General features: G+C 69.5%; 18 protein-coding genes. 2 read left to right on the plus strand and 16 right to left on the minus strand.

What is annotated here, in order from left to right; translation table 11 throughout:
• Window position 1: 1 nt before the first annotated feature.
• The 6 genes from WFI00_RS14960 to WFI00_RS14985 all read right to left on the minus strand — a co-directional run bounded on the left by WFI00_RS14960 (window position 2) and on the right by WFI00_RS14985 (window position 4,559).
• A complete protein-coding gene (locus tag WFI00_RS14960; protein ID WP_336632133.1) occupies window positions 2-1,294 on the minus strand; it encodes a citrate synthase in 1,293 nt (430 codons plus the stop codon).
• Between the two features lie 110 nt (window positions 1,295-1,404).
• Window positions 1,405-2,505 (minus strand): succinyldiaminopimelate transaminase, encoded by a 1,101-nt coding sequence (gene dapC, locus WFI00_RS14965; RefSeq protein WP_336632132.1) that lies wholly within the window; start codon window positions 2,503-2,505, stop codon window positions 1,405-1,407.
• Complete coding sequence (gene fdxA, locus WFI00_RS14970; protein ID WP_336632131.1) at window positions 2,505-2,825, minus strand: ferredoxin; 321 nt, start codon at window positions 2,823-2,825, stop codon at window positions 2,505-2,507. The genes dapC and fdxA overlap by 1 nt, the downstream gene beginning before the upstream one ends.
• 9 nt (window positions 2,826-2,834) lie before the next feature.
• Window positions 2,835-3,236, minus strand: a complete 402-nt coding sequence (locus tag WFI00_RS14975) for a histidinol dehydrogenase (RefSeq protein ID WP_336632130.1) — start codon at window positions 3,234-3,236, stop codon at window positions 2,835-2,837.
• A gap of 235 nt (window positions 3,237-3,471) precedes the next feature.
• The gene (locus WFI00_RS14980) at window positions 3,472-3,786 is read right to left on the minus strand and encodes an AzlD domain-containing protein (protein WP_336632129.1); all 315 of its coding nucleotides are present in this window, start codon (window positions 3,784-3,786) and stop codon (window positions 3,472-3,474) included.
• Entirely contained in the window at window positions 3,783-4,559 is a 777-nt protein-coding gene (locus WFI00_RS14985) for an AzlC family ABC transporter permease (RefSeq protein ID WP_336632128.1), read from the minus strand. The genes WFI00_RS14980 and WFI00_RS14985 overlap by 4 nt, the downstream gene beginning before the upstream one ends.
• A 65-nt stretch (window positions 4,560-4,624) precedes the next feature.
• On the opposite strand from WFI00_RS14985, the gene WFI00_RS14990 reads away from it, so the two are divergent.
• The gene (locus tag WFI00_RS14990) at window positions 4,625-5,173 is read left to right on the plus strand and encodes a helix-turn-helix domain-containing protein (protein WP_336632127.1); all 549 of its coding nucleotides are present in this window, start codon (window positions 4,625-4,627) and stop codon (window positions 5,171-5,173) included.
• 28 nt (window positions 5,174-5,201) lie between these two features.
• Here the strand turns inward: WFI00_RS14990 and typA are convergent, their stop codons facing one another.
• From typA to WFI00_RS15040, 10 genes are all read right to left on the minus strand, one after another.
• Window positions 5,202-7,115 carry a translational GTPase TypA gene (gene typA, locus WFI00_RS14995; RefSeq protein ID WP_336632126.1) on the minus strand — a complete coding sequence of 638 codons (1,914 nt, stop codon included), beginning with the start codon at window positions 7,113-7,115 and terminating at the stop codon, window positions 5,202-5,204.
• Window positions 7,116-7,199: 84 nt separating this feature from the next.
• On the minus strand, window positions 7,200-8,885 hold the full coding sequence (locus WFI00_RS15000; RefSeq protein ID WP_336632125.1) for an ABC transporter family substrate-binding protein: 1,686 nt from the start codon (window positions 8,883-8,885) through the stop codon (window positions 7,200-7,202).
• Between the two features lie 62 nt (window positions 8,886-8,947).
• Window positions 8,948-11,086 carry an ABC transporter ATP-binding protein gene (locus tag WFI00_RS15005; protein ID WP_336632205.1) on the minus strand — a complete coding sequence of 713 codons (2,139 nt, stop codon included), beginning with the start codon at window positions 11,084-11,086 and terminating at the stop codon, window positions 8,948-8,950.
• Between the two features lie 4 nt (window positions 11,087-11,090).
• The gene (locus tag WFI00_RS15010) at window positions 11,091-12,008 is read right to left on the minus strand and encodes an ABC transporter permease (protein ID WP_336632204.1); all 918 of its coding nucleotides are present in this window, start codon (window positions 12,006-12,008) and stop codon (window positions 11,091-11,093) included.
• Between the two features lie 8 nt (window positions 12,009-12,016).
• Window positions 12,017-13,000 carry an ABC transporter permease gene (locus tag WFI00_RS15015; RefSeq protein ID WP_336632124.1) on the minus strand — a complete coding sequence of 328 codons (984 nt, stop codon included), beginning with the start codon at window positions 12,998-13,000 and terminating at the stop codon, window positions 12,017-12,019.
• A gap of 238 nt (window positions 13,001-13,238) precedes the next feature.
• Window positions 13,239-13,814, minus strand: coding sequence for a PH domain-containing protein (locus WFI00_RS15020; RefSeq protein WP_336632123.1), 576 nt, complete (start codon window positions 13,812-13,814; stop codon window positions 13,239-13,241).
• Window positions 13,815-13,861: 47 nt separating this feature from the next.
• The gene (locus WFI00_RS15025; protein ID WP_336632122.1) at window positions 13,862-15,544 is read right to left on the minus strand and encodes an ABC transporter ATP-binding protein; all 1,683 of its coding nucleotides are present in this window, start codon (window positions 15,542-15,544) and stop codon (window positions 13,862-13,864) included.
• A complete protein-coding gene (locus WFI00_RS15030) occupies window positions 15,541-16,497 on the minus strand; it encodes an ABC transporter permease (RefSeq protein ID WP_336632121.1) in 957 nt (318 codons plus the stop codon). The genes WFI00_RS15025 and WFI00_RS15030 overlap by 4 nt, the downstream gene beginning before the upstream one ends.
• The gene (locus WFI00_RS15035) at window positions 16,487-17,416 is read right to left on the minus strand and encodes an ABC transporter permease (protein WP_336632120.1); all 930 of its coding nucleotides are present in this window, start codon (window positions 17,414-17,416) and stop codon (window positions 16,487-16,489) included. The genes WFI00_RS15030 and WFI00_RS15035 overlap by 11 nt, the downstream gene beginning before the upstream one ends.
• Window positions 17,417-17,574: 158 nt before the next feature.
• Window positions 17,575-19,191, minus strand: a complete 1,617-nt coding sequence (locus WFI00_RS15040) for a peptide ABC transporter substrate-binding protein (protein WP_336632119.1) — start codon at window positions 19,189-19,191, stop codon at window positions 17,575-17,577.
• Between the two features lie 190 nt (window positions 19,192-19,381).
• On the opposite strand from WFI00_RS15040, the gene WFI00_RS15045 reads away from it, so the two are divergent.
• Window positions 19,382-20,164 carry a CPBP family intramembrane glutamic endopeptidase gene (locus WFI00_RS15045; protein WP_336638484.1) on the plus strand — a complete coding sequence of 261 codons (783 nt, stop codon included), beginning with the start codon at window positions 19,382-19,384 and terminating at the stop codon, window positions 20,162-20,164.
• Window positions 20,165-20,905: the final 741 nt, after the last annotated feature.

Raw genomic sequence — 20,905 nt, forward strand, 5'->3', positions numbered from 1 at the left:
CTCAGAGACCCGGGTACGTCCGCTCCGGAGCCCCGATGTAGAGCTGCTGGGGGCGACCGATCTTCGTCTGCGGGTCGTTCTGCATCTCGGTCCAGTGCGCGAGCCATCCGGGCAGGCGCCCGATCGCGAACAGCGGCGTGAACATCCGCGTGGGGAAGCCCATCGCCTTGTAGATGACACCGGTGTAGAAGTCGACGTTCGGGTACAGCCGACGCTCTCTGAAGTAGTCGTCGTTGAGCGCGATCTCCTCGAGCTCCTTCGCGAGGTCGAGGAGCGGATCGTGGACGCCGAGCTCGGCGAGCACCTCGTCCGCCGACTCCTTGACGAGCTTCGCGCGGGGATCGTAGTTCTTGTAGACGCGGTGCCCGAAGCCCATGAGCTTCACCCCGTCCTCCTTGTTCTTCACCCGCTCGACGAAGCGCTGCACGCTCTCGCCGGAGTCGCGGATGCGCGCCAGCATGTCGAGGACGGCCTCGTTGGCCCCGCCGTGCAGCGGCCCGTAGAGCGCGTTGATGCCGGCCGAGATCGACGAGAACTGGTTCGCCCCCGTGGAGCCGACCAGACGCACCGTCGAGGTGGAGGCGTTCTGCTCGTGGTCCTCGTGGAGGATCAGCAGGCGCTCGAGCGCGCGCGAGGTCACCGGGTTCACGCGGTAGATCTCGGCGAGGTTGCCGAAGTTGAGCTTCAGGAAGTTGTCGACGAAGCTCAGCGTGTTGTCGGGGTAGAGGAACGCCTGGCCGATCGACTTCTTGTGCGCGTAGGCGGCGATGACCGGGAGCTTCGCGAGCAGACGGATCGTGTTCAGTTCGACGTGCTCGGGGTTGTTCGGGTCCGACTGCCCCTCGTAGTAGGTGGACAGGGCGGCCGTCGCGGCCGAGAGCACCGACATCGGGTGCGCCGTGTGGGGCAGCGAGGAGAAGAAGCGCTTCAGGTCCTCGTGGAGCAGCGTGTGGTGACGGATCTCGTCGTCCCACGTCGCGAGCTGGTCGGCGGTCGGCAGCTCGCCGTACAGCAGGAGCCACGCGACCTCGAGATAGGTGCTGTGCTGGGCGAGCTGCTCGATCGGGTATCCGCGGTAGCGGAGGATGCCCTGGTCGCCGTCGATGTAGGTGATGGCGGACTTCGTGGCCGCGGTGTTGACGAAGCCGTAGTCCAGCGAGGTGTGCCCGGTCTGCTTCGTGAACGTGGAGAAGTCGACGCTCGGGACCCCCTCCGTGCCGCGGAGGATCGGCAGCTGTGCGGTCTTGTCACCGACGGTGACCGTCGCGGTCTGGGGTGTGCCCGTGTCGCTCACGAAGCCTCCTTGCGGGTGATTCAGGGGTCGCTTACAGCCTAACGGCCACAGCGGCCTACTCCGATCCACACCAAAGGATCGCGCATTCCGTGAGAGGAAACCGACGAACGTCAGGCGAGGCGCGCGGCCGCTGCGGCGATGCGTTCATCCGTCGCCGTCAGCGAGAACCGCACGTGCCGGGGGAAGTGGTCGCCGTAGAAGTGGCCGGGCCCGGCGAGGATCCCGAGATCGGCGAGCCGGCCCATCGTTACCCAGGCATCCTCGCCCTCGGTCGCCCACAGATACAGACCGCCCTCGGAGTGATCGATGCGGAAGCCGGCCGCCTCCACGGCGGGCTTCAGGATCGCCCGGCGCGCGCGGTACCGATCGCGCTGCGCCGCGACGTGGGCGTCGTCTCCGAGCGCCGCCGTCATGGCCGCCTGGACCGGAGCGGGCAGCATGAGCCCGAGATGCTTGCGGGCGGTCAGCAGCCGCGCGACGAGCGCGGGGTCGCCCGCGAGGAACGCGGCGCGGTATCCCGCGAGGTTCGACTGCTTGCTGAGCGAGTACACCGACAGGATCCCGGACAGATCGCCGTCGGTCACCCGCGGATCGAGGATGCTCGGCACCGGCCGCTCGGCCCACTCGCCGTCCCAGCCGAGTTCGGCGTAGCACTCGTCCGAGGCGATGACGGCGCCGATCCGGCGGGCCCGCGCGACGGCGGCGCGCAGCTCGTCAACGCCGAGCACACGCCCGTCGGGGTTCCCCGGTGAGTTGATCCACACCAGGCGGGTGTTCTCCGGCCAGTCGGCGGGGTCGTCGGCGGCGACCGGTGTCGCGCCGACCAGGGTCGCCCCGACGGCGTAGGTCGGGTAGGCGGCGCGGGGGTGCACCACCGCATCGCCCGGTGCGACGTCCAGCAGGAGCGGGAGCAGCGCGACGAGCTCCTTCGACCCGACGGTGGGCAGGACATGGTCCACGCCGAGGCCGGGAACCCCCCGGCGGCGCGCGTACCAGCCGGCTATCGCCTCCCGCAGGGCCGGGGTGCCGACCGTCTGCGGGTATGCGTGCGCGTCGGTCGCGGCGCGCAGCGCATCGGCGACGACGGACGGTGTCGCATCCACGGGCGAGCCGATGGAGAGGTCGATCAGGCCTCCGGGGTGCTCCTTCGCGCGCGCGGCGTACGGCGCGACGGCGTCCCAGGGGTAGTCGTCGAGGTCGCGGACGCCCATCAGTGCGCTTGCGGAGGGAGGGCGGAGATCACGGGGTGGTCCTTCGCGATGACCCCGACCTTGGCGGCGCCGCCCGGAGAGCCGATGTCGTCGAAGAACTCGACGTTCGCCGTGTAGTAGTCCTGCCACTCCTCGGGGAGGTCGTCCTCGTAGTAGATCGCCTCGACGGGGCACACCGGCTCGCACGCACCGCAGTCGACGCATTCGTCGGGGTGGATGTACAGGGAGCGCTCACCCTCGTAGATGCAGTCGACGGGGCACTCGTCGATGCAGGCACGGTCCTTCACATCCACGCACGGCAAGGCGATCACATAGGTCACGGTCCGAGTCTAGTTCGTCCGTCGGGTGCCGGCCCCCGGACGCGCCCGCGAGAGGGACGGCCACCCGACGACGACCGCCGCGATCAGCGGCACCGCGATCGTCCAGATGAGCCCCGTCGACACGGAGCCGTCGACCGGTGCGGGCACGACGATCGAGCCGCCCGGCCCACGACCCGAGAAGACGAGGGTCGCGACCATCGCGCCCAGGCCGGTGGCGAGCGTCGTCCAGCGATCGGCGGTCAGCAGCCGAACGGCGAGCAGGAGCGCACCGGCCCCGATGATCGCGATGACGAGCCCCAGGGGCACGGGCCCCCACATGGCCGCCTGCCCGATCGTTCCGGCGACCCCGAAGACGAGACCGATCACGACGGCGACGACCCACGTGGCGATGCGGGTTACGGAAACGGACACACCGCGAGTGTACGCGTCGCCACCCTGGGATCCTCTGGGGGTCCCCCGAGTCCCCCGGGTCGCCCACGGCCCTCGGGTCGCCCACGGCCCGGTTCACAACTCCGGATTCTCGCCACCGGCGGCGGCGCCGGGCCCTGCCTTCCACGGCAGGTCCTCGGCCTCCGCGCGGAACTCCGGAGTTCTGCACGCCGCCATCATGGGCACCGCCGTCGCCGCGGCGGCGGCCGGTCGCGGATCAGGCCGCCAGGCCCCACAGGCGCAGCAGCGCGGCGACGACGGCCGCGGCGAGGACCACGAGGACGAACGGCGCGCGGAGCGCGAGGAGTCCGGCCGCCACCAGCAGCGCCGGCACCCGGGCGTCGACGACGATCGCCTGTCCGAGACCGAGCGCCTGGACGGCGACGAGCGCGCCGAGGAGCGCGACCGTCAGCAGGTCGACGATGCGGGAGGGTGCGGGCGCGGAGAACCATCGCTCGGGGATCGCGTACCCGATCGCCTTCAGCGCGAGGCAGACCACCGACGCGAGGGCGATCGCGGTCCAGAGGCTCACGGCAGGCCCTCCCGCTCGGGAACGTCGTCGGGCTCCGGGGCGGGGCCCGCGGCCGCCCCGCCGGGGCGCCCGAGCCAGTTCGTCCACCCCACGACCACGGCCACGACGGCGGCGACGAGTACGGGGATGCCGGGAGCCAGCACCGGGGTCAGCGCGGCGGCGACGACCGCGGCGGCGACGCCGACCGCGATCGCCTGCCGCTGACGCAGCCGCGGCCACAGGAGCGCCAGGAAGGCGGCGGCCGCGGCGGCATCCAGTCCGTAGGCGCGGGGGTCGCCGAGCACGTCGCCGAGGAGCGCACCCAGGAGCGTCGTGAGGTTCCAGCCGACGTAGATCCCGACTCCGGTCACCCAGAAGCCCAAGCGGCGGGCGGCGGGCGCGGTGTGCGCGAGCGCGACGGCGGCGGACTCGTCGATCGTGAAGTGGGGAGCGATGAGGCGGCCGGGGCGGGTGGTGCCGACGACGGGGGCCATACGCAGGCCGTAGGCGACGTTGCGGACGCCCAGCAGCCCCGCGGAGGCGATAGCGGCGGGGGCTGCGGCCACTCCCCCGGCCGCGATCACGCCGATGAAGGCGAACTGCGACCCGCCGGTGAACATCACGAGGCTCAGCACGCACGCCTGCCACACGTCGAGGCCCGAGGCCACGGCGAGGGCGCCGAACGAGACTCCGTACGCGCTCGTCGCCAGGGCGACGCCGAGACCGTCCCGCCACGCGCGCCGGCGTGCGGCCGGGTCGTCGCCCGGATCCCCCGGCACCGCGTCAGTCGTCACGAGCCCATGATGGAGCGGGGATGCGACGTTCGTCAAACCGAACGATTGTTTGCCATACTGTCCGCATGGATGCCCTCGGCCCCCGCATCGCGCTCGTCCTGCGTCGCGAGCGCGAACGCGCCGGTCTGGGCGTCTCCGAGCTCGCCCGACGTGCCGGGATCGGCAAGGCGACCGTGTCCCAACTCGAATCCGGCGCCGGGAACCCGAGCGTGGAGACCCTGTGGGCGATCGCGACGACGCTCGGGGTGCCGTTCTCCGTGTTCGTCGAGGAGCCGGATGACGCACCACGGCTCATCCGTGCGCGCGCGGGGGGCGCGGTCCGCGCGGCCGAGGCCTCCTACGAAGCCCTGCTGCTGGCCGCGGGCGCGCCGCAGGCCCGGAGCGACCTCTACCTGCTGAGGGCGGAGCCGGGCGAGCCCCGCCGCTCACTCCCCCACGCGCCCGGCACCACGGAGCACGTCGTGCTCGTGAGCGGGCGAGCACTCGTCGGCCCGACCGACGCCCCCGTCGAGCTGACGCCGGGAGACTACCTGCGCTACCGCGGTGACGCCCCGCACGTGTTCGACGCCCTCGATCCGGACACGTCCGCCGTGCTCGTGTCTGAGGTGCGCTGACCGGGCGCGCCCGGTCAGCGCCGAGCGCTCAGGCGCCGCCGTCCTGGCGCTTCGCGCGGGAGGCGGCGCGACCGCGCTCGGTCGCGTCGAGCACGACCTTGCGGATGCGGACCTTCTCGGGCGTGACCTCGACGCATTCGTCGTCGCGGGCGAACTCGAGCGACTCCTCCAGGGTGAGCTGGCGCGGAGGCGTCATCGACTCGAAGGAGTCCGAGGTCGACGAACGCATGTTCGTGAGCTTCTTCTCCTTGGTGATGTTGACGTCCATGTCGTCGGCGCGCGAGTTCTCGCCGATGACCATGCCCTCGTACACCTCTTCGGTGGGCTGCACGAAGAAGCTCATACGCTCCTGCAGGGCGATCATCGCGAACGGCGTCACGACGCCCTGGCGGTCGGCGACGATCGAGCCGTTCTGGCGGGTGGAGATCGCGCCCGCCCAGTCGTCGTAGCCGTGCGAGATCGCGTTCGCGATGCCGGTGCCGCGCGTGATCGTCAGGAACTCGCTGCGGAAGCCGATGAGCCCGCGCGAGGGGACGACGAACTCCATGCGGACCCAGCCGGTGCCGTGGTTGGTCATCGTGTCCATGCGGCCCTTGCGGGCGGCCATGAGCTGCGTGATCGCGCCGAGGTGCTCCTCGGGGGCATCGATCGTCAGGTGCTCGAAGGGCTCCTTCAGCTTGCCGTCCTCGCCGCGCTTGGTGACCACCTGCGGCTTGCCTACGGTGAGCTCGAAGCCCTCTCGGCGCATGTTCTCGACGAGGATCGCGAGGGCGAGCTCGCCGCGGCCCTGCACCTCCCACGCGTCGGGACGGCCGATGTCGACGACCTTGAGCGACACATTGCCGATGAGCTCGCGGTCGAGGCGGTCCTTGACCATGCGCGCCGTGAGCTTGTGGCCCTTGACCTTGCCCATCAGCGGCGACGTGTTCGTGCCGATCGTCATCGAGATCGCGGGGTCGTCGACCGTGATGGCCGGCAGCGCACGGACATCCTCCGGATCGGCGATCGTCTCGCCGATCGTGATCTCCTCGATGCCCGCGATGGCGACGATGTCGCCCGGGCCGGCCGACTCTGCCGGGTAGCGCTCCAGGGCGCGGGTCTTCAGCAGCTCGGTGATCCGGGCGTTGGAGTGCGACCCGTCGTGGCGCACCCAGGCCACGGTCTGGCCCTTCTTCAGCGTGCCGTTGAAGACGCGCAGCAGGGCGAGGCGGCCGAGGAACGGCGACGAGTCGAGGTTCGTGACCCACGCCTGCAGCGGCGCCTCGTCGTCGTAGGCCGGGGCCGGGACGTGCTCGAGGATCGCCTCGAACAGCGGCTCCAGGTCATCGTTGTCGGGCAGCTCGCCGTTGGCCGGGCGGTTGCGCGAGGCGGCGCCCGCGCGGCCCGAGGCGTAGACGACGGGCACGTCGAGCAGCGCGTCGACATCGAGGTCGGGGACGTCGTCGACGAGGTCGCCGGCCAGGCCCAGCAGCAGGTCGTGCGCCTCCTCCTCGACCTCGGCGATGCGCGCGTCCGGACGGTCGGTCTTGTTGACGAGCAGGATGACCGGCAGCTTCGCCTCGAGGGCCTTGCGCAGCACGAAGCGGGTCTGCGGGAGCGGACCCTCGGAGGCGTCCACGAGCAGCACGACGCCGTCGACCATCGACAGGCCGCGCTCGACCTCGCCGCCGAAGTCGGCGTGGCCCGGGGTGTCGATGACGTTGATCGTGACCGGGACCTCGGTGTGCGCGCCGTTGTAGGTGATCGCCGTGTTCTTGGCGAGGATCGTGATCCCCTTCTCGCGCTCGAGGTCGTTCGAGTCCATCGCGCGCTCCTCGACGTGCGCGTGCTCGCCGAACGACCCGGTCTGGCGGAGCATGGCGTCGACCAGCGTCGTCTTGCCGTGGTCGACGTGAGCGACGATCGCGACGTTGCGGAGATCCGGACGGAGGGCGTGCGCCATGGAATGCCTAACGAAAGAATGGGATGCGCCCCGAGCGGAGCGCATCCCATTCTACAAGGCGAGACCGTCAGGGACGGTCAGGCCTCACTTCTTCCAGCCGACGATGGTCCAGTCGACCGTCGAGGAGATGCCGAACATCGTCGCGCCGTAGTTGACGAGACCCTGCTTGACGGCCCACACGTTCGGGAGCGGAGCGATCGGGAACATCGGGACGTACGCCCAGATGGCTTCGTTGATCTCGTTCGCGATCTCGATGCGCTTGGCGGGGTCGAGCTCCGCGTTGGCCTTCGTCCACATGTCGCCGAGCTTGTCGTCGGTCGTGCCGGTGAAGTTCTGACCCGAGTCCAGCGGGTAGAAGATCGCCTCCGACGACGAGATCGGGTACGGCGTGCCCTGCCACGAGAACGTCGCCATCTCGAAGTTGCCCGGGATCACGTAGTCGCTGAAGTACTGCGCGGCGGGGACGGTGGTGAGATCGACCGGGATGCCGAACTCGTTGAGGTCGGCCTGCACCTGCTCGGCGCGCTGGATGTTGGTCGCGGTGTCGGCGGGGACCGTGATGGTCAGCTTGGCCGCCTGGCCGTCCTTCGTCCAGCTGTTGCCGTCCTTGGTGTAGCCGGCATCCTTCATGAAGCCCTCCGCGGCGGCGGGGTCGTTCGGGTACGCCTTGTCCTGGTAGCCGTCCTGACCGTTCATGAAGATGTAGTCGCCCTGCGTGACGGCGGGGACGCCGACGGGGGTGTTGGCCGCCGCCGCGATCTGCTCGCGGTTGACGACCGACGCGACGGCCTTGCGGACGTTCACGTCGGACAGCGGGCCGGACTTCGCGTTCATGGTGACGTGGGTCCAGGTGAGGCCGTTCGTGGCCTGCAGCTCGGCGTCGTCACGCGTCTTGGCGGTCGCGTAGAGGTCGGCGCTCGCCGAGATCTCCAGTGCGTCGGTCTCCTTGTTCGCGAACGAGGAGCCGGACTGCGCCTGGCTGACGACCTTGAAGAGGATCGTGTCGAGCTTCGGCTTGTCGCCCCACCACTTCGGGTTGGGCGTGAGGGTGATCACCTGACCGGTCTGGTCGATGTTGGAGATGACGTACGGACCGCTCGAGGGCATCGCCTTCGAGGTGTAGCCCGTGTTGAACACCGTCGGGTCGCTGGCGACCGAGGCCGGCAGAGCGCCGCCCATGAGGCTCTTCCAGTCGGCGAACACCGACGAGAAGGTGATCTTCACGTCGAACTCGTCCGTGCCCTGCTCGACGGACCCGATCTGGTCCCACCCGGTGGTCGAGACGACCTGGTAGTCGGTGTTCGAGCCGTTGAGGGCCTTCCACGTCGCCTGGTAGTCGGCGACCGTGATCGGCGTCCCGTCCTCCCAGACGGCCTTCGGGTTGAGCTTCACCTCGACGACCTGCGGGTCGTCGCTGATCAGCTCCACCGACGAGGCGTAGTCGGGGTTGACCTCGGTGCCGCCGTCGGTCGTGATCTTCAGCGGGCCGCCCTGGGTGGGCGAGAGCACCGTGTTCGTGTCGACGTCGTTGCCGTCGATCTGCGAGTTGTTGTAGTTGACCGGCAGGGAGCCGACGGAGAGGTTCAGCGTGCCGCCGTCCTGGACGTCCGCGGCCGGCGCCGCATCCCAATCGACCGTGGGCAGAGCCGCGCTCGGGCTCTCACTCGCACTGGGGGCGGTGTTTCCCGCCGAGCATCCCGCGATGAGCAGCGCTGCCGCGCCGAGCATTGCGAGAGCACCGAGCGACTTCGCGCTCCGTGTCCTGATCATGTGATCTTTCCTCTCGTTCCTTGTGGGACCCCGGCGGCGTGGTGCCGTCGCCGAGGAGTGGGTCACGACGCCGCCGACACCGCCGCCTGCTCGACCAGCGCGGAGCGATCCACGTGGTGGCAGGCGACCCGGGCTCGGCCGTGGGGGGTCAGGGCGGGGTCGCTCTCGCGGCACAGGGCCTGCCCGCGCTCGTCCAGCAGCGCGTACAGGGGGCAGCGCGTGCGGAAGCGGCATCCGGTGATCTCCTGCGTCGGAGACGGCAGGTCGCCGTTGAGGAGCACACGCGTGCGGCCGCGCTCGATCTCGGGGTCCGGGATGGGCGCCGCCGAGATCAGAGCCTTGGTGTACGGATGCCGCGGGGTGTCGAAGACCTCGGCGATCGGCCCCTGCTCGACGATCGCACCGAGGTACATCACGGCGACGTCGTCGGCGATCTGACGCACGACGGCCAGATCGTGCGCGACGAACAGGTAGGAGAGCCCCAGGCGCTCCTTGAGGTCCTCGAGCAGGTTGATGACGCCCGCCTGGATGGAGACGTCCAGCGCCGACACCGGCTCGTCGAGGATCAGCACGGCGGGGTTGGTCGACAGCGCCCGAGCGATGCCGATGCGCTGGCGCTGTCCGCCGGAGAACTCGTGCGGGTACCGGTCGGCCATCGCCGGGTCGAGCCCGACGAGCTCCAGCAGCTCCGTCACCCGTCGATCGCGCTCCGCCTTGGGGACGCCCTGCACCCACAGGGGCTCGGTGATGACCTCGCCGACCGGCAGACGGGGATCGATCGCGCCCATCGGGTCCTGGAAGACGATCTGCACGTCGCGGCGCAGCGCGTGGATGCGCTTCTTGGATGCGGACGCGACGTCCGTCCCCTCGATCGTGATCGACCCCGACTGCGGCGCGGTCATCTCCATGATCTCGAGGATCGTCGTGGTCTTCCCGCAGCCCGACTCGCCGACGAGCCCCAGCGTCCGGCCCGGACGCAGGGTGAAGGACACGCCGTCGACGGCGCGCACCGTGCCGATCCGGCGCGGGAAGACCCCGCCCCGCATCAGCGGGAAGTGCCGCTTCAGGTCGGTCACCTCGACCACCGGGGCGGAGTCGACCTCCGCCCGCTCCTCGGTCGGCAGCGGCGTGGGCCGGGGGAAGACGCCCCCGCGGGGCAGCAGGCCGTCGACGATCTCGTCGGCCCGGATGCAGGCCGCGACGTGGCGCGGCGTCGCGGGATCGTGCGCGGCGAGGGCCGGCTCGACCTCCCGGCAGGCGTCCACCGCGATGGGGCACCGCGCGGCGAACGGGCATCCGGCGGGCAGCTTGGCGAGGGACGGCGGGCGCCCCTCCAGCGGGACGAGCCGCTGCGTGCCCGCCGTGAGCATGTTCGGCACCGAGCGCAGCAGGCCGATCGTGTAGGGCATCTGCGGCTCGGCGAAGACCTGACCGGTCGTGCCCAGCTCGACGAGCTTGCCCGCGTACATCACCCCGACGCGGTCGGCATGGCCGGCGACGACGCCGAGGTCGTGCGTGATGAGGACGACGGCCGCGCCGGTGATCTCCTTCGCCTTCTCCAGCACCTCCAGGATCTGCGCCTGGATCGTGACGTCGAGGGCCGTCGTCGGCTCGTCGGCGAGGATGACCTTCGGGTCGTTCGCGATCGCCATCGCGATCATCGCGCGCTGGCGCATGCCGCCCGAGTACTCGTGCGGGAAGGCCCGAGCACGGCGTTCGGCGTCGGGGATCCCGACGATCTTCAGCAGTTCGACCGCGCGCGCGTGGGCCGCGGGCGCGGACAGCGCCCGGTCGTGCAGGCGCAGCGCCTCGCTGATCTGATCGCCCACCGTGTACACGGGCGTCAGCGCCGACAGCGGGTCCTGGAAGACCATGGCCAGCTCCTTGCCGCGGATGCGGGAGAGCTTGGCGTCGTCGAGGCCGAGGAGCGAGCGTCCCTCGAACTCGATCGTGCCCTCGATCTGCGCCGTGGAGGGCAGGAGGCCCATGACGGCGAGCGAGGAGACGGACTTGCCCGATCCGGATTCGCCGACGATGCCGAGGAACTCCCCCGGGTGCACGTCGTAGGAGATCCCGCGCACGGCCCGTACGGGGTCGCCGTCGCGCTGCGGGAAGGTGACGCTGAGGTCGCGCACCGACAGCAGAGGCGTCGACGAGCGGCCCCGGGGCGCCGGATCGGGATGCGCAGGTCCGGTGATCACAGCGTCAGTCACGGTTCATTCCAGAGGTCGGATCGATGGCATCGCGCAGCGCGTCGCCGACGAGGCTGATCGCGAACAGCAGGATGATGAGGACGAAGGCGGGAAAGACGAACAGCCAGGGCCGCGTCACCGCGGCGGCGGTGCCGTCCGCGAGGAGGGTGCCGAGCGAGACGTCGGGCTTCTGGATGCCGAAGCCGAAGTAGCTGAGCGAGGTCTCCGCCATGATCGCGGACACGATGCCGAGGGTCGCGTCGATGATCAGCAGCGACGCCATGTTCGGGATGATGTGGCGCGAGAGGATCGTGCGCGTCGGCATCCCCATGTACCGCGCCGCCCGGACGAAGTCCCGGTTGCGCAGCGACCGCGTCTGGCTGCGGACCACCTGGGCCATGATCATCCAGCTGAACAGTGCGATGTAGAACATCAGCACGACCCAGGAGAGTCCCTTGATGAGCGGGCTCAGGAGGATGAAGAGGAAGAAGGCGGGGATGACGAGCAGGAGCAGGATGACCCACTGGATGATCCGGTCGACCCAGCCGCCGAGGTAGCCCGCCGTCGACCCGACGATCGCGGCGACCAGCGTCGCGGAGGGGCCCGCGACGAAGCCGATCAGCAGCGACTTCTGCAGCCCCGCAAGGGTCTGCGCGTAGATGTCCTGGCCGATCGCGTTCGTGCCGAACCAGTGCAGCAGGGTCGGCCCCATGCCCATGTTGAGCGAGTCGCGGTCCGTGATGCCGTACGGGTAGAGCACCGGGCCGATGAAGGCCCACAGCACGATCACCACGACCACGACGATGCCGATCCAGAACCGGGGCATCCGCTTCAGGCGCAGCCACACCAGGCCGCTCCGCGACAGCGGCTTGCAGGTGGGGACGGGCGAGCCGTCCGGCTCGAGGGGGGCCTCCAGGGCCACTTCCTGCATCGTCACGGTCAGCTCCTCACGCGCGGGTCGAGTGCGGCGTAGAGCACTTCGGACAGGGTCGACGAGATGAGGTAGAGCACCGCCACGAACAGGGCGGTGCCGGCGACGGCGTTGATGTCGTTCTTCTGGATCGCCTCGATCTGGAACTGGCCCATCCCGCGCCAGCTGAAGACGATCTCGAGCATCGCCGACCCGGCGATGAGCGTGCCGAAGCTGTAGGCGAAGAACGTCGACATCGGGATGAGTGCGAGGCGCACGCCGTGACGGTAGAGCGCCTTGTTGCGCCGCAGCCCCTTGGCCCGCGCGGTGCGGATGTAGTCGGCGCCCAGCACGTCGAGCATGACGCTGCGCTGATAGCGCGAGAAGGAGGCGGCGCCGATGAGCACGAGCGCGATCGTCGGCAGGAGCAGATGGACCGCCCGATCGACCGCGAGGTCCCACCAGCTCCCGGTGATACCCGCCGTGTACTCCCCGGTGAAGGTGATGAGCTGCGTCCCGACGAGGTTGTTGAACTGCGTGGCGAGGATCATCAGCAGCACGCCGATCACGAACGTCGGGGTCGCGAAGACGACGTACGACGCGTACGTGACGATCTGGTCGCTCATGCGGTACTGGCGCACCGCCCCCCACACCCCGAGGAGGACGCCGATGATCGCGCCCAGGAGCGAGCCGATCAGCAGCAGGCGCAGGCTCGCGCCCGACCGCGCCGCGATCTCGGCGGTGACCTGCGCGCCGCCCACCGTGGTTCCGAGCGAGAACTGCGTGAAGAGGTTGGTCAGCCACGTCCAGAGCCGGACGAGCACGGGCACGTCCGGGTTGACGCCCATGGCGTTCAGCGACGCGTCGATGGACGACTGCGGAGGCCGCGGGTTCATGCCGTAGAAGCGCGCCGCCGGGTCGAGCGCGATGCTCGCCAGGACGTACGCCATGCACGTGGCGATGAGGCTGAGGATCGCGTAGTTGACGAACCGTCGCAGGATGTAGACGGTCATCGTCCGGACCTCGCGGTCCGGAACGGGTGGAGCGGAGAAATCATCGAACTTTCCTGAGCGAGTGTCTGGGGAACGCAGCGTTCTCGTCCGGGTCGCCGCACAGCGCCCGACCCAACGACCCTAACCCCGGCGCTACGCTGCGACCGTCGGCGTTGTGGAGTCTTTGCATGACCGTAACATTTCGTCACACCTTCGCAAGATGTTCATTCCGGAGTGGCTTCCCTATGCATTCAGTCGGCTATGAGCCACCTGTGCTGAGCGTCGCGACAGCCGCGCCGACGATGATGACCGCCAACGCCGCCAGCGCCGGGACGTCCCACGATCGGCGTGTCGGCTCCGGTGCACCGGGGTCGCGTTCGGCGCTCTGCCAGGCGTCGCGCAGCTGGGCGACCTCGCGGAGGGACGCGGGGACGGCGCGTGCGCCCTCCGACGCACCCTCGCTCGACCGGTCCCCCCGTCGGCTCTCACCGCGTGGCGCCCGGCCGGGTCGCCCGACGACCGGGCCGCCATAGGCCGTCACCGTCGCCCCGTCGCGCAGCGCGAACACGACCTGCCAGCGCAGCGCCACGTCCTCCACGCGCCGCCAGGGGACGCGCGTCACGCGGAGGTAGTTCTGCACGACGACCTCGCGCGCGTCGAACGCGATGTGCGACGCGTACATCAGCACGTAGACCGCCCAGACCGCGAGGAGCACCCACGGGGCGAGGCGCAGCATCTCCACGGCGCCCGCGCGCAGCAGCGCGTCGCCGAGCAGAAGCACGGCCGCGACGGCCGCCACGATGAGCGCGACCGTGCCCGAGGTGGCGCGCAGCACGCGCGGCGCCTGCGGCGTCCCGGTCGCGGGTCGGTGCCCCGACACCCTCAGAGCCCGCTCGCCGCGCCGCCTCCGAGCGGGATCGACGCCCCGGGGATGGCATCCAGGAGGCGCTTCGTGTAGTCCTCACCGGGGTTCGCGAAGATCTCGTCCACCGTGCCCTGCTCGACGACCCGTCCACGCTCCATGACGCAGACGAGGTCGGCGGCCACGCGCACGACCGCGAGGTCGTGCGTGATGAACAGGTACGTCAGGCCGAGCTCGGACTGCAGGTCGGCGAGGAGCTTCAGGATCTGGTCCTGCACGAGCACGTCGAGCGCCGAGACGGCCTCGTCGAGGATCACGATGTCGGGCTTGAGCGCGAGCGCGCGCGCGATCGCGACGCGCTGCCTCTGACCTCCCGAGAGCTCGTTCGCGTACCGCGACGCCAGCGACTGCGGAAGGGAGACCTGATCGAGCAGCTCCCGGAGGCGCGCGCGCCGTGACGCCGCGTCGCCGACCTTGTGGATCTCCAGCGGCTCGGCGATCGTGTTCCCGATGTTGCGCATCGGATCGAGCGATCCGTACGGGTCCTGGAACACCGGCTGCATGCGGCGGCGGAGGGCGAAGGTGTCGGCGCGCGAGAGCCCGGAGACGTCCACGCCGTCGACCTCGATGGATCCCGAGGTGGGCTCTTCGAGCTTCAGCACCATCTTGGCGACGGTCGACTTCCCCGATCCCGACTCCCCCACGAGCGCGAGCGTCTTGCCCCGCGGGATGTCGAAGGACACCGCATCCACCGCACGGAACGGCTCGCTGCGGAATCCGCCCTGGCGGATCTTGTAGTCCTTGGTCAAGTCGCGCACCCGCAGCGTCGGCGCCGCGTCGGCCACCTGCGCGAGCGACTGGACGCCGCGGTCCTCCACGACGGCCTGGATGCGCTGCGAGGCGATCGAGGGCGCCGCCGCGACGAGGCGCTGCGTGTAGGGATGCTGCGGGTTCTCGAGGATGAGGCGGCTGGGCCCCGACTCGACGATCGCCCCGTCCTTCATGACGATGATGCGCTCGGCGCGCTCCGCCGCCAGGCCGAGGTCGTGCGTGATGAGCAGCACCGAGGTGCCCTTCTCGCGCGTGAGCTTCGCCATGTGGTCGAGGATGACCCGCTGCACGGTCACGTCCAGAGCCGAGGTCGGCTCGTCCGCGATGAGCAGCTTCGGGTCGGCCGCGAGGCCGATGCCGATGAGCGCGCGCTGACGCATGCCGCCGGAGAACTGGTGCGGATACTGGTGCATGCGCTTGTCGGCGTCGGCGAGGCCCGCCTGCTTGAGCACCTCGACGGCGCGCGACTCGATCTCGCGCTTGCCCGAGGCGATGCCGTTCGCGCGGACCGCCTCCTTCACCTGGAAGCCGATCGACCACACCGGGTTGAGGTTCGACATCGGGTCCTGCGGGACGTAGCCGATGTCGCGTCCGCGGACATGCTCCATCTGCGCGCGGGAGTACTCGGTGAGCTCCGCGCCGTCCAGGGTGATGCTGCCCGACGTGACGTGACCGGTCCCCGGCAGCAGGTTGACGATCGCCGAGGCGGTCGTCGACTTCCCGGATCCGGACTCCCCCACGATGGCGAGGGTCTCGCCGGGGAAGATGTCGAAGCTGACGCCGTGGAGGACCTCGCGCGTGCCCGACTGCGAGTCGAAGGCCACCCGGACATCCCGCACGCTCAGCAGCGGGTCGCGTGCGATACCGCTCATCGGCGGGCCCTCGCTCTCGGGTCGAGGGCGTCGCGGATGAGCTCGCCCAGAAGGATGAATGCCAGCACCGTCACCGTGAGGAGGATCGACGGGTAGACGAGGGCCATCGGCGCGACGCGCAGCGACTGCTGGGCTGCACTGATGTCGTTGCCCCACGACATGACGTTGCCGCCGAGGCCGACGCCGAGGAACGACAGCGTCGCCTCCGCGACGATGGCCGCCGCGAGGCTGATGGTCGTGATGACCAGGAGCGGAGCGATGGCGTTCGGCACGACGTGGGTGACGAGGGTCATGAAGCGCGACTGGCCGAGCGCGCGGGACGCGGTGACGAAGTCGGCCTGGCGCACGCGCAGCACCTCGGCTCGCACGACGCGCGCCGTGGAGGCCCAGGCGAATCCGCCGATCGCGAATCCGAGGGTGAACACCGTCCGGTTCGTGGAGAACACGCTCATGACGACGATCGCCGCGAGGATGTAGGGGATCGAGAAGAAGATGTCGCCGACGCGCGAGAGCAGCGAGTCGAGCCATCCGCCGTAGAAGCCCGCGAACGCGCCCATGATGAGGCCGATCACGGTGCCGATGACCGTCGCGATGAGGCCGACGGAGAGCGACGTGCGTGCTCCCCAGACCATGCGGGCCCACACGTCGCAGCCGAGGAAGGTGAAGCCCAGCGGATGCCCGTCGGTCGGGCCGCCGTTGCTGTCGGCCAGCTGGCAGTTCGCGTTCGGCGGGACCTGCGTGAACAGGGTCGGCCAGATCGCCATCAGCACGACGATGGCGACCACGAGCAGGCTGATCCAGAACACGGGGCGTCGACGCAGGTCGCGCCAGGCGTCCGACCAGAGGTTGCTGGGCTTCTCGTCGACCCGCACCTCGTCGACGACGAGCGTCGACGTCGCGACGGGGGCGACGTAGTGGTTCACCCCCGTGGGGTCGTTGCGATCACTTGACATAGCGGATCCTCGGGTCGAGCAGGCCGTAGAGCAGGTCCACGAGCAGGTTGACGAGCACGTAGATGATGACGAACACCGTGACGAAGGACACGACGGTCGGACCCTCGTGCTTCTGGATGGCGAGGAAGAGCGTGTTGCCGACGCCGGGCACGTTGAAGATGCCCTCCGTCACCGTCGCACCGACCAGCAGCACGCCGAAGTTGGTCGCGGAGTTGGTGATCACGGGGATGAGCGAGTTGCGCAGCACGTGCACGGGGATGACGCGGCGACGCGGCAGGCCCTTGCTGTACGCGGTGCGCACCCAGTCCTGGTTGAGCGTGTCGATGACCGACGAGCGCATGAGCCGCATGCTCGTGGCGTACAGGCTGAGCCCCAGGACGATGGCCGGCAGCCAGAGGTCGCCCCAGTTGTTCTGGGCTCCCACCGTCGGTTTGAACCAGCCCCACTGGATCGCGAGGAAGTACTGGGCGAGGAAGCTCAGCACGAAGATCGGCAGCGCGACGAAGATCAGCGCGATCACGAGCATCGTGTTGTCCAGCAGCTTGCCCTTGCGCAGCGCGGACGCCGTTCCGATGATGATCGCGAGGGTGAACTCGATCGCGATGGCCATGACGGCCAGGCGGCCGGTCACGGGCAGGGTCCGGGCGAGCACGTCGTTGACGGACTGTCCCGAGAAGGTGACCCCGAGGTTCCCCTGGAAGATGCCGGTGATGTAGTAGAAGTACTGCACCAGGAACGGCTGGTCGAGGTGGTACTGCGCGCGCAGCTGCGCGACGACCGCGGGGTTGGGCGTCTTGTCGCCGAACAGGGCCACGATCGGGTCTCCGGGCAGTGCGAAGACCATGAAGTAGATGAGCAGTGTGGCCCCGAAGAACACGGGGATCACCTGCAGCAGGCGTCTGAGGATGTAACTGAGCATCCCCTCTCCCTCCAGGTGTGAGGTGCGATGTGCGCATGGCGTGGCGCCGGATCGCACCCGCTAGAAGAATCGTGCCGCGTTATCGGCGCGGACGCGAGGTCTGGGTGGACAGACTGCGAGGCGGTGACCCGATGTCACCGCCTCGCAGCCTCAGGGGATTACTTGGTGATCTGGTAGTACAGCGGCACCGAGTTCCAGCCGAACTGGACGTTCTGCACGCCCTCGGCGAAGCCGCCGGTGACGTTCGAGTACCACAGCGGGGTCGCCGGCAGATCCTTCAGCAGGATCGTCTGCGCCTTCTGGAAGTCCTCGTTGGCGACCTTGGTGTCCGTCGCGGAGATGCCGTCGGAGAGCAGCTTGTCGAACTCGGGGTTCGAGTAGTCGCCGTCGTTGGAGCCCGCGTTGGTCGCGTAGAGCGGCCCGAGGAAGTTGTACAGACCCGGGTAGTCGGCCTGCCAGCCGGTGCGGAACGCGGTCTGGATCGTGCGACCCGTGACCTCCTTGCGCAGCGAGGCGAAGTCGACGTACGGAGCGCCGGACGCGTCGATGCCCAGGGTGTTCTTGATCGAGTTGGTCACCGCGTCGACCCACGTCTGGTGGCCGCCGTCGGAGTTGTACGCGATCTGGAACGAGCCGGACCACGGCGAGATGACGTCGGCCTGTGCCCACAGCTTCTTCGCCTCGTCGGGGTTGTACGACAGGACGTCCGCGCCCTCGAGGCTGTCGGACCAGCCGTCGATGACGGGCGAGGTGAAGTCGCTCGCGGGGGTGCGGGTCTCGTTGAAGACGACCTTGGTGATCTCCGGGCGGTTGATCGACATGGAGATCGCCTGGCGGCGCAGCTGGCCCTCCTCGCCCGAGAAGTGCGGGAGGCGCTCCGGGACGGTGAAGGACTGGAAGACCGCGGCGGGCTGGTTGACCGCGCGGTCGCCGAGCTCGGACTGGAAGGTCGCCAGCGCGGACGGCGGGATGCCGTCGATCACGTCGACCTGACCGCTGAGCAGGTCAGCGTAGGCGGCATCCTGCGTCGCGTAGAAGACGATGTCGAGGCCGGCGTTCTGCGCGGCGCGGCCGCCGGTGTAGTCCTCGTTCTTCACGAGCGAGACCTGCACGTTGTGCTGCCACGCGTCATCACCGGCGAACTTGTACGGGCCGTTGCCGATCGGGTTCTGGCCGAAGGCGTCCATGTCCGTGAACGCGACGTCCGGGAGCGGGAAGTAGGCCGAGTAGCCCAGGCGCAGCGCGAAGTCGGAGGCCGGCTTGTTCAGCGCGATCGTGAAGGTGTAGTCGTCGACTTCCTTCAGACCCGTGAGCTCGGAGTCCTCGTCGTAGCTGAAGCCCTCGATGTCCTCGAAGAAGTAGCTGGAGAGCTGCTTGTTCGAGAGCTTCGCGCCGTAGTTCCAGGCGTCGATGAAGTTGTGGGCCTTGACCTCGGTGCCGTCGGTGAACTTCTGGCCCTTCTTGATCTTGACCGTGAGGTTCTGGGCGTCTTCGACGGTGATCGACTCGGCCATGTCGTTCTGCGGCGCACCCTTGGCGTCGTAGTACACGAGACCCGCGAAGATCTCGTCGATGATCTTGCCGCCACCGGTCTCGTTGGTGTTGGTCGGGATCAGCGGGTTCTGGGGCTCCGAACCGTTCGTCTTGATGACGGCGGTGCTGTCTCCGCCGGATGCGCTCGGGCTGCCGCTGCCGCCGCCGGAGCAGCCGGTCAGTGCCAGCCCTCCCGCCACGAGCAGCGCGATGCCCGCGAGGGCGATCTTGTTGCGCTTCAAGGTTTCCTCCTGTGCAGGGTTATGCGCCCACAGCGACATGTGCGTGTGCTGGGGCGCGGATAGGGAAACTGTAAGTAACCCGGCACCTCTGGACAAATCAACAAACGAAAACGTTACAGACCCTTAACTCAGACACCGCCGGATGTGACAATCTGACAAGGTGACGCCGATTCGTACCCCCTCGGGCGCCGTGGATATCCCCCACGCCGCACGCGGCTCGCGGACCCGCCTGTGGTGGGAGATCGCGATCGTCCTCGCCCTGTCCGTCGGGCGCTCCGCGCTGTACTCGGTGCTGTCGCTCGTCCAGGCGCTGACGCGCGAGCAGTCGCTCGGCGACCAGTCGACGTCGCTGAACCCAGGCGCCAACGCTCAGCAGTTCTGGGACGTGCTGAACCAGTTCCTCTCCCAGTTCTTCGCCTTCGCGCCGATCGCCCTGGCGATCTATCTTCTGTGGGAGCCGGGGGTCTCGGCCTTCCGGCGGATCGGCCTGGACTTCCGCGTGTTCGGGAAGGATCTCGGTGCGGGCATCCTGCTCGTGCTCGTCATCGGGGTACCCGGTCTCGGCCTGTACGCGGCCGGACGGGCCCTGGGCATCACGGTCCAGGTGGACGCCTCACCGCTGGACTCGTCGTGGTGGACGATCCCGCTGCTGCTGCTCGCCGCGCTGCGGGCCGGACTCACCGAAGAGGTGATCTTCATCGGGTACCTGTTCGACCGGCTCCGCCGCCTGGGCTGGAGCACGTGGACGGTCATCCTCTCGACCGCCGCGCTGCGCGGCGCCTACCACGCGTACCAGGGCTGGGGACCGATCGCGGGCAACGTGGCGATGGGCGTCGTCTTCGGCTGGGTGTACCACCGCTGGGGCCGCGTCATGCCGCTCGTGATCGCGCACACCCTCATCGACGTGGTCGCCTTCGTCGGCTATCCCCTCGCCGCCGCGTGGTGGCCCGGGGTGTTCGCGCCCGAGTCCTGATCCTCGGGTGGGCTTGCTCCTCGGGCGGTCCTCGGGTGGGCTTGCTCCTCGGGCGGGCTTGCTCCACGGGCGGGCTTGCTCCACGGGCGGGCTTGCTCCACGGGCGGGCTCGCTCCTCGGGCGGGCTTGCCCCACGGGCGGTCTCCGGCGTGTTCGGGGTCGCTTGTGGTCGCCTCAACACCCGCGAAGCGACCACACGGAACCCCGAACTCGCGAGCCACCGACCAGAAGCGACCCCGAACGCGCGAACCCAACCAAAAGCGACCCCGAACCAGCGAGCGCGCCCCGCGACCCCGCCCCCGCCCCGAGGCAGGCCCCGGCCCGACTGCAGCCCCAACCCGACCCGATCCTGGCAACTTCGGGGTCGCGTCCGGTCGCCTCAACACCCGCGAGGCGACCACACGGAACCCCGAACCCGAGACCCACCGACCACAAGCGACCCCGAACCAGAGAAAGCGCCCCGCGACCTGGCGCCCCGGCCCTACTGCAAGGCAGGCCCCGGCCCGACCCCAGCCCCAGCCCCAGCCCCAGCCCCGACCCGACCCGACCCGATCCTGGCAACTTCGGGGTCGCGTCGGGTCGCCTCAACACCCACGAGGCGACCACACGGAACCCCGAACCCGCGAGCCACCGACCAGAAGCGACCCCGAACCGGCTCAGCCCGACCAGAAGCGACCCCGAACCGGCTCAGCCCGACCAGAAGCGACCCCGAACCGGCTCAGCCCGACCAGAAGCGACCCC

Origin of the sequence: Microbacterium sp. MMO-56, assembly GCF_037146215.1 — a bacterium.
Taxonomy (GTDB): domain Bacteria; phylum Actinomycetota; class Actinomycetes; order Actinomycetales; family Microbacteriaceae; genus Microbacterium.

Coding starts and splice junctions, on each gene's coding strand:
- WFI00_RS15035 (WP_336632120.1), bottom strand. CDS start 17,416: ATGCTCAGTTACATCCTCAGACGCCTGCTGCAGGTGATCCCCGTGTTC.
- WFI00_RS15010 (WP_336632204.1), bottom strand. CDS start 12,008: ATGCAGGAAGTGGCCCTGGAGGCCCCCCTCGAGCCGGACGGCTCGCCC.
- WFI00_RS15015 (WP_336632124.1), bottom strand. CDS start 13,000: ATGACCGTCTACATCCTGCGACGGTTCGTCAACTACGCGATCCTCAGC.
- WFI00_RS15030 (WP_336632121.1), bottom strand. CDS start 16,497: ATGTCAAGTGATCGCAACGACCCCACGGGGGTGAACCACTACGTCGCC.
- dapC (WP_336632132.1), bottom strand. CDS start 2,505: ATGGGCGTCCGCGACCTCGACGACTACCCCTGGGACGCCGTCGCGCCG.
- WFI00_RS15025 (WP_336632122.1), bottom strand. CDS start 15,544: ATGAGCGGTATCGCACGCGACCCGCTGCTGAGCGTGCGGGATGTCCGG.
- WFI00_RS15000 (WP_336632125.1), bottom strand. CDS start 8,885: ATGATCAGGACACGGAGCGCGAAGTCGCTCGGTGCTCTCGCAATGCTC.
- WFI00_RS14990 (WP_336632127.1), top strand. CDS start 4,625: ATGGATGCCCTCGGCCCCCGCATCGCGCTCGTCCTGCGTCGCGAGCGC.
- typA (WP_336632126.1), bottom strand. CDS start 7,115: ATGGCGCACGCCCTCCGTCCGGATCTCCGCAACGTCGCGATCGTCGCT.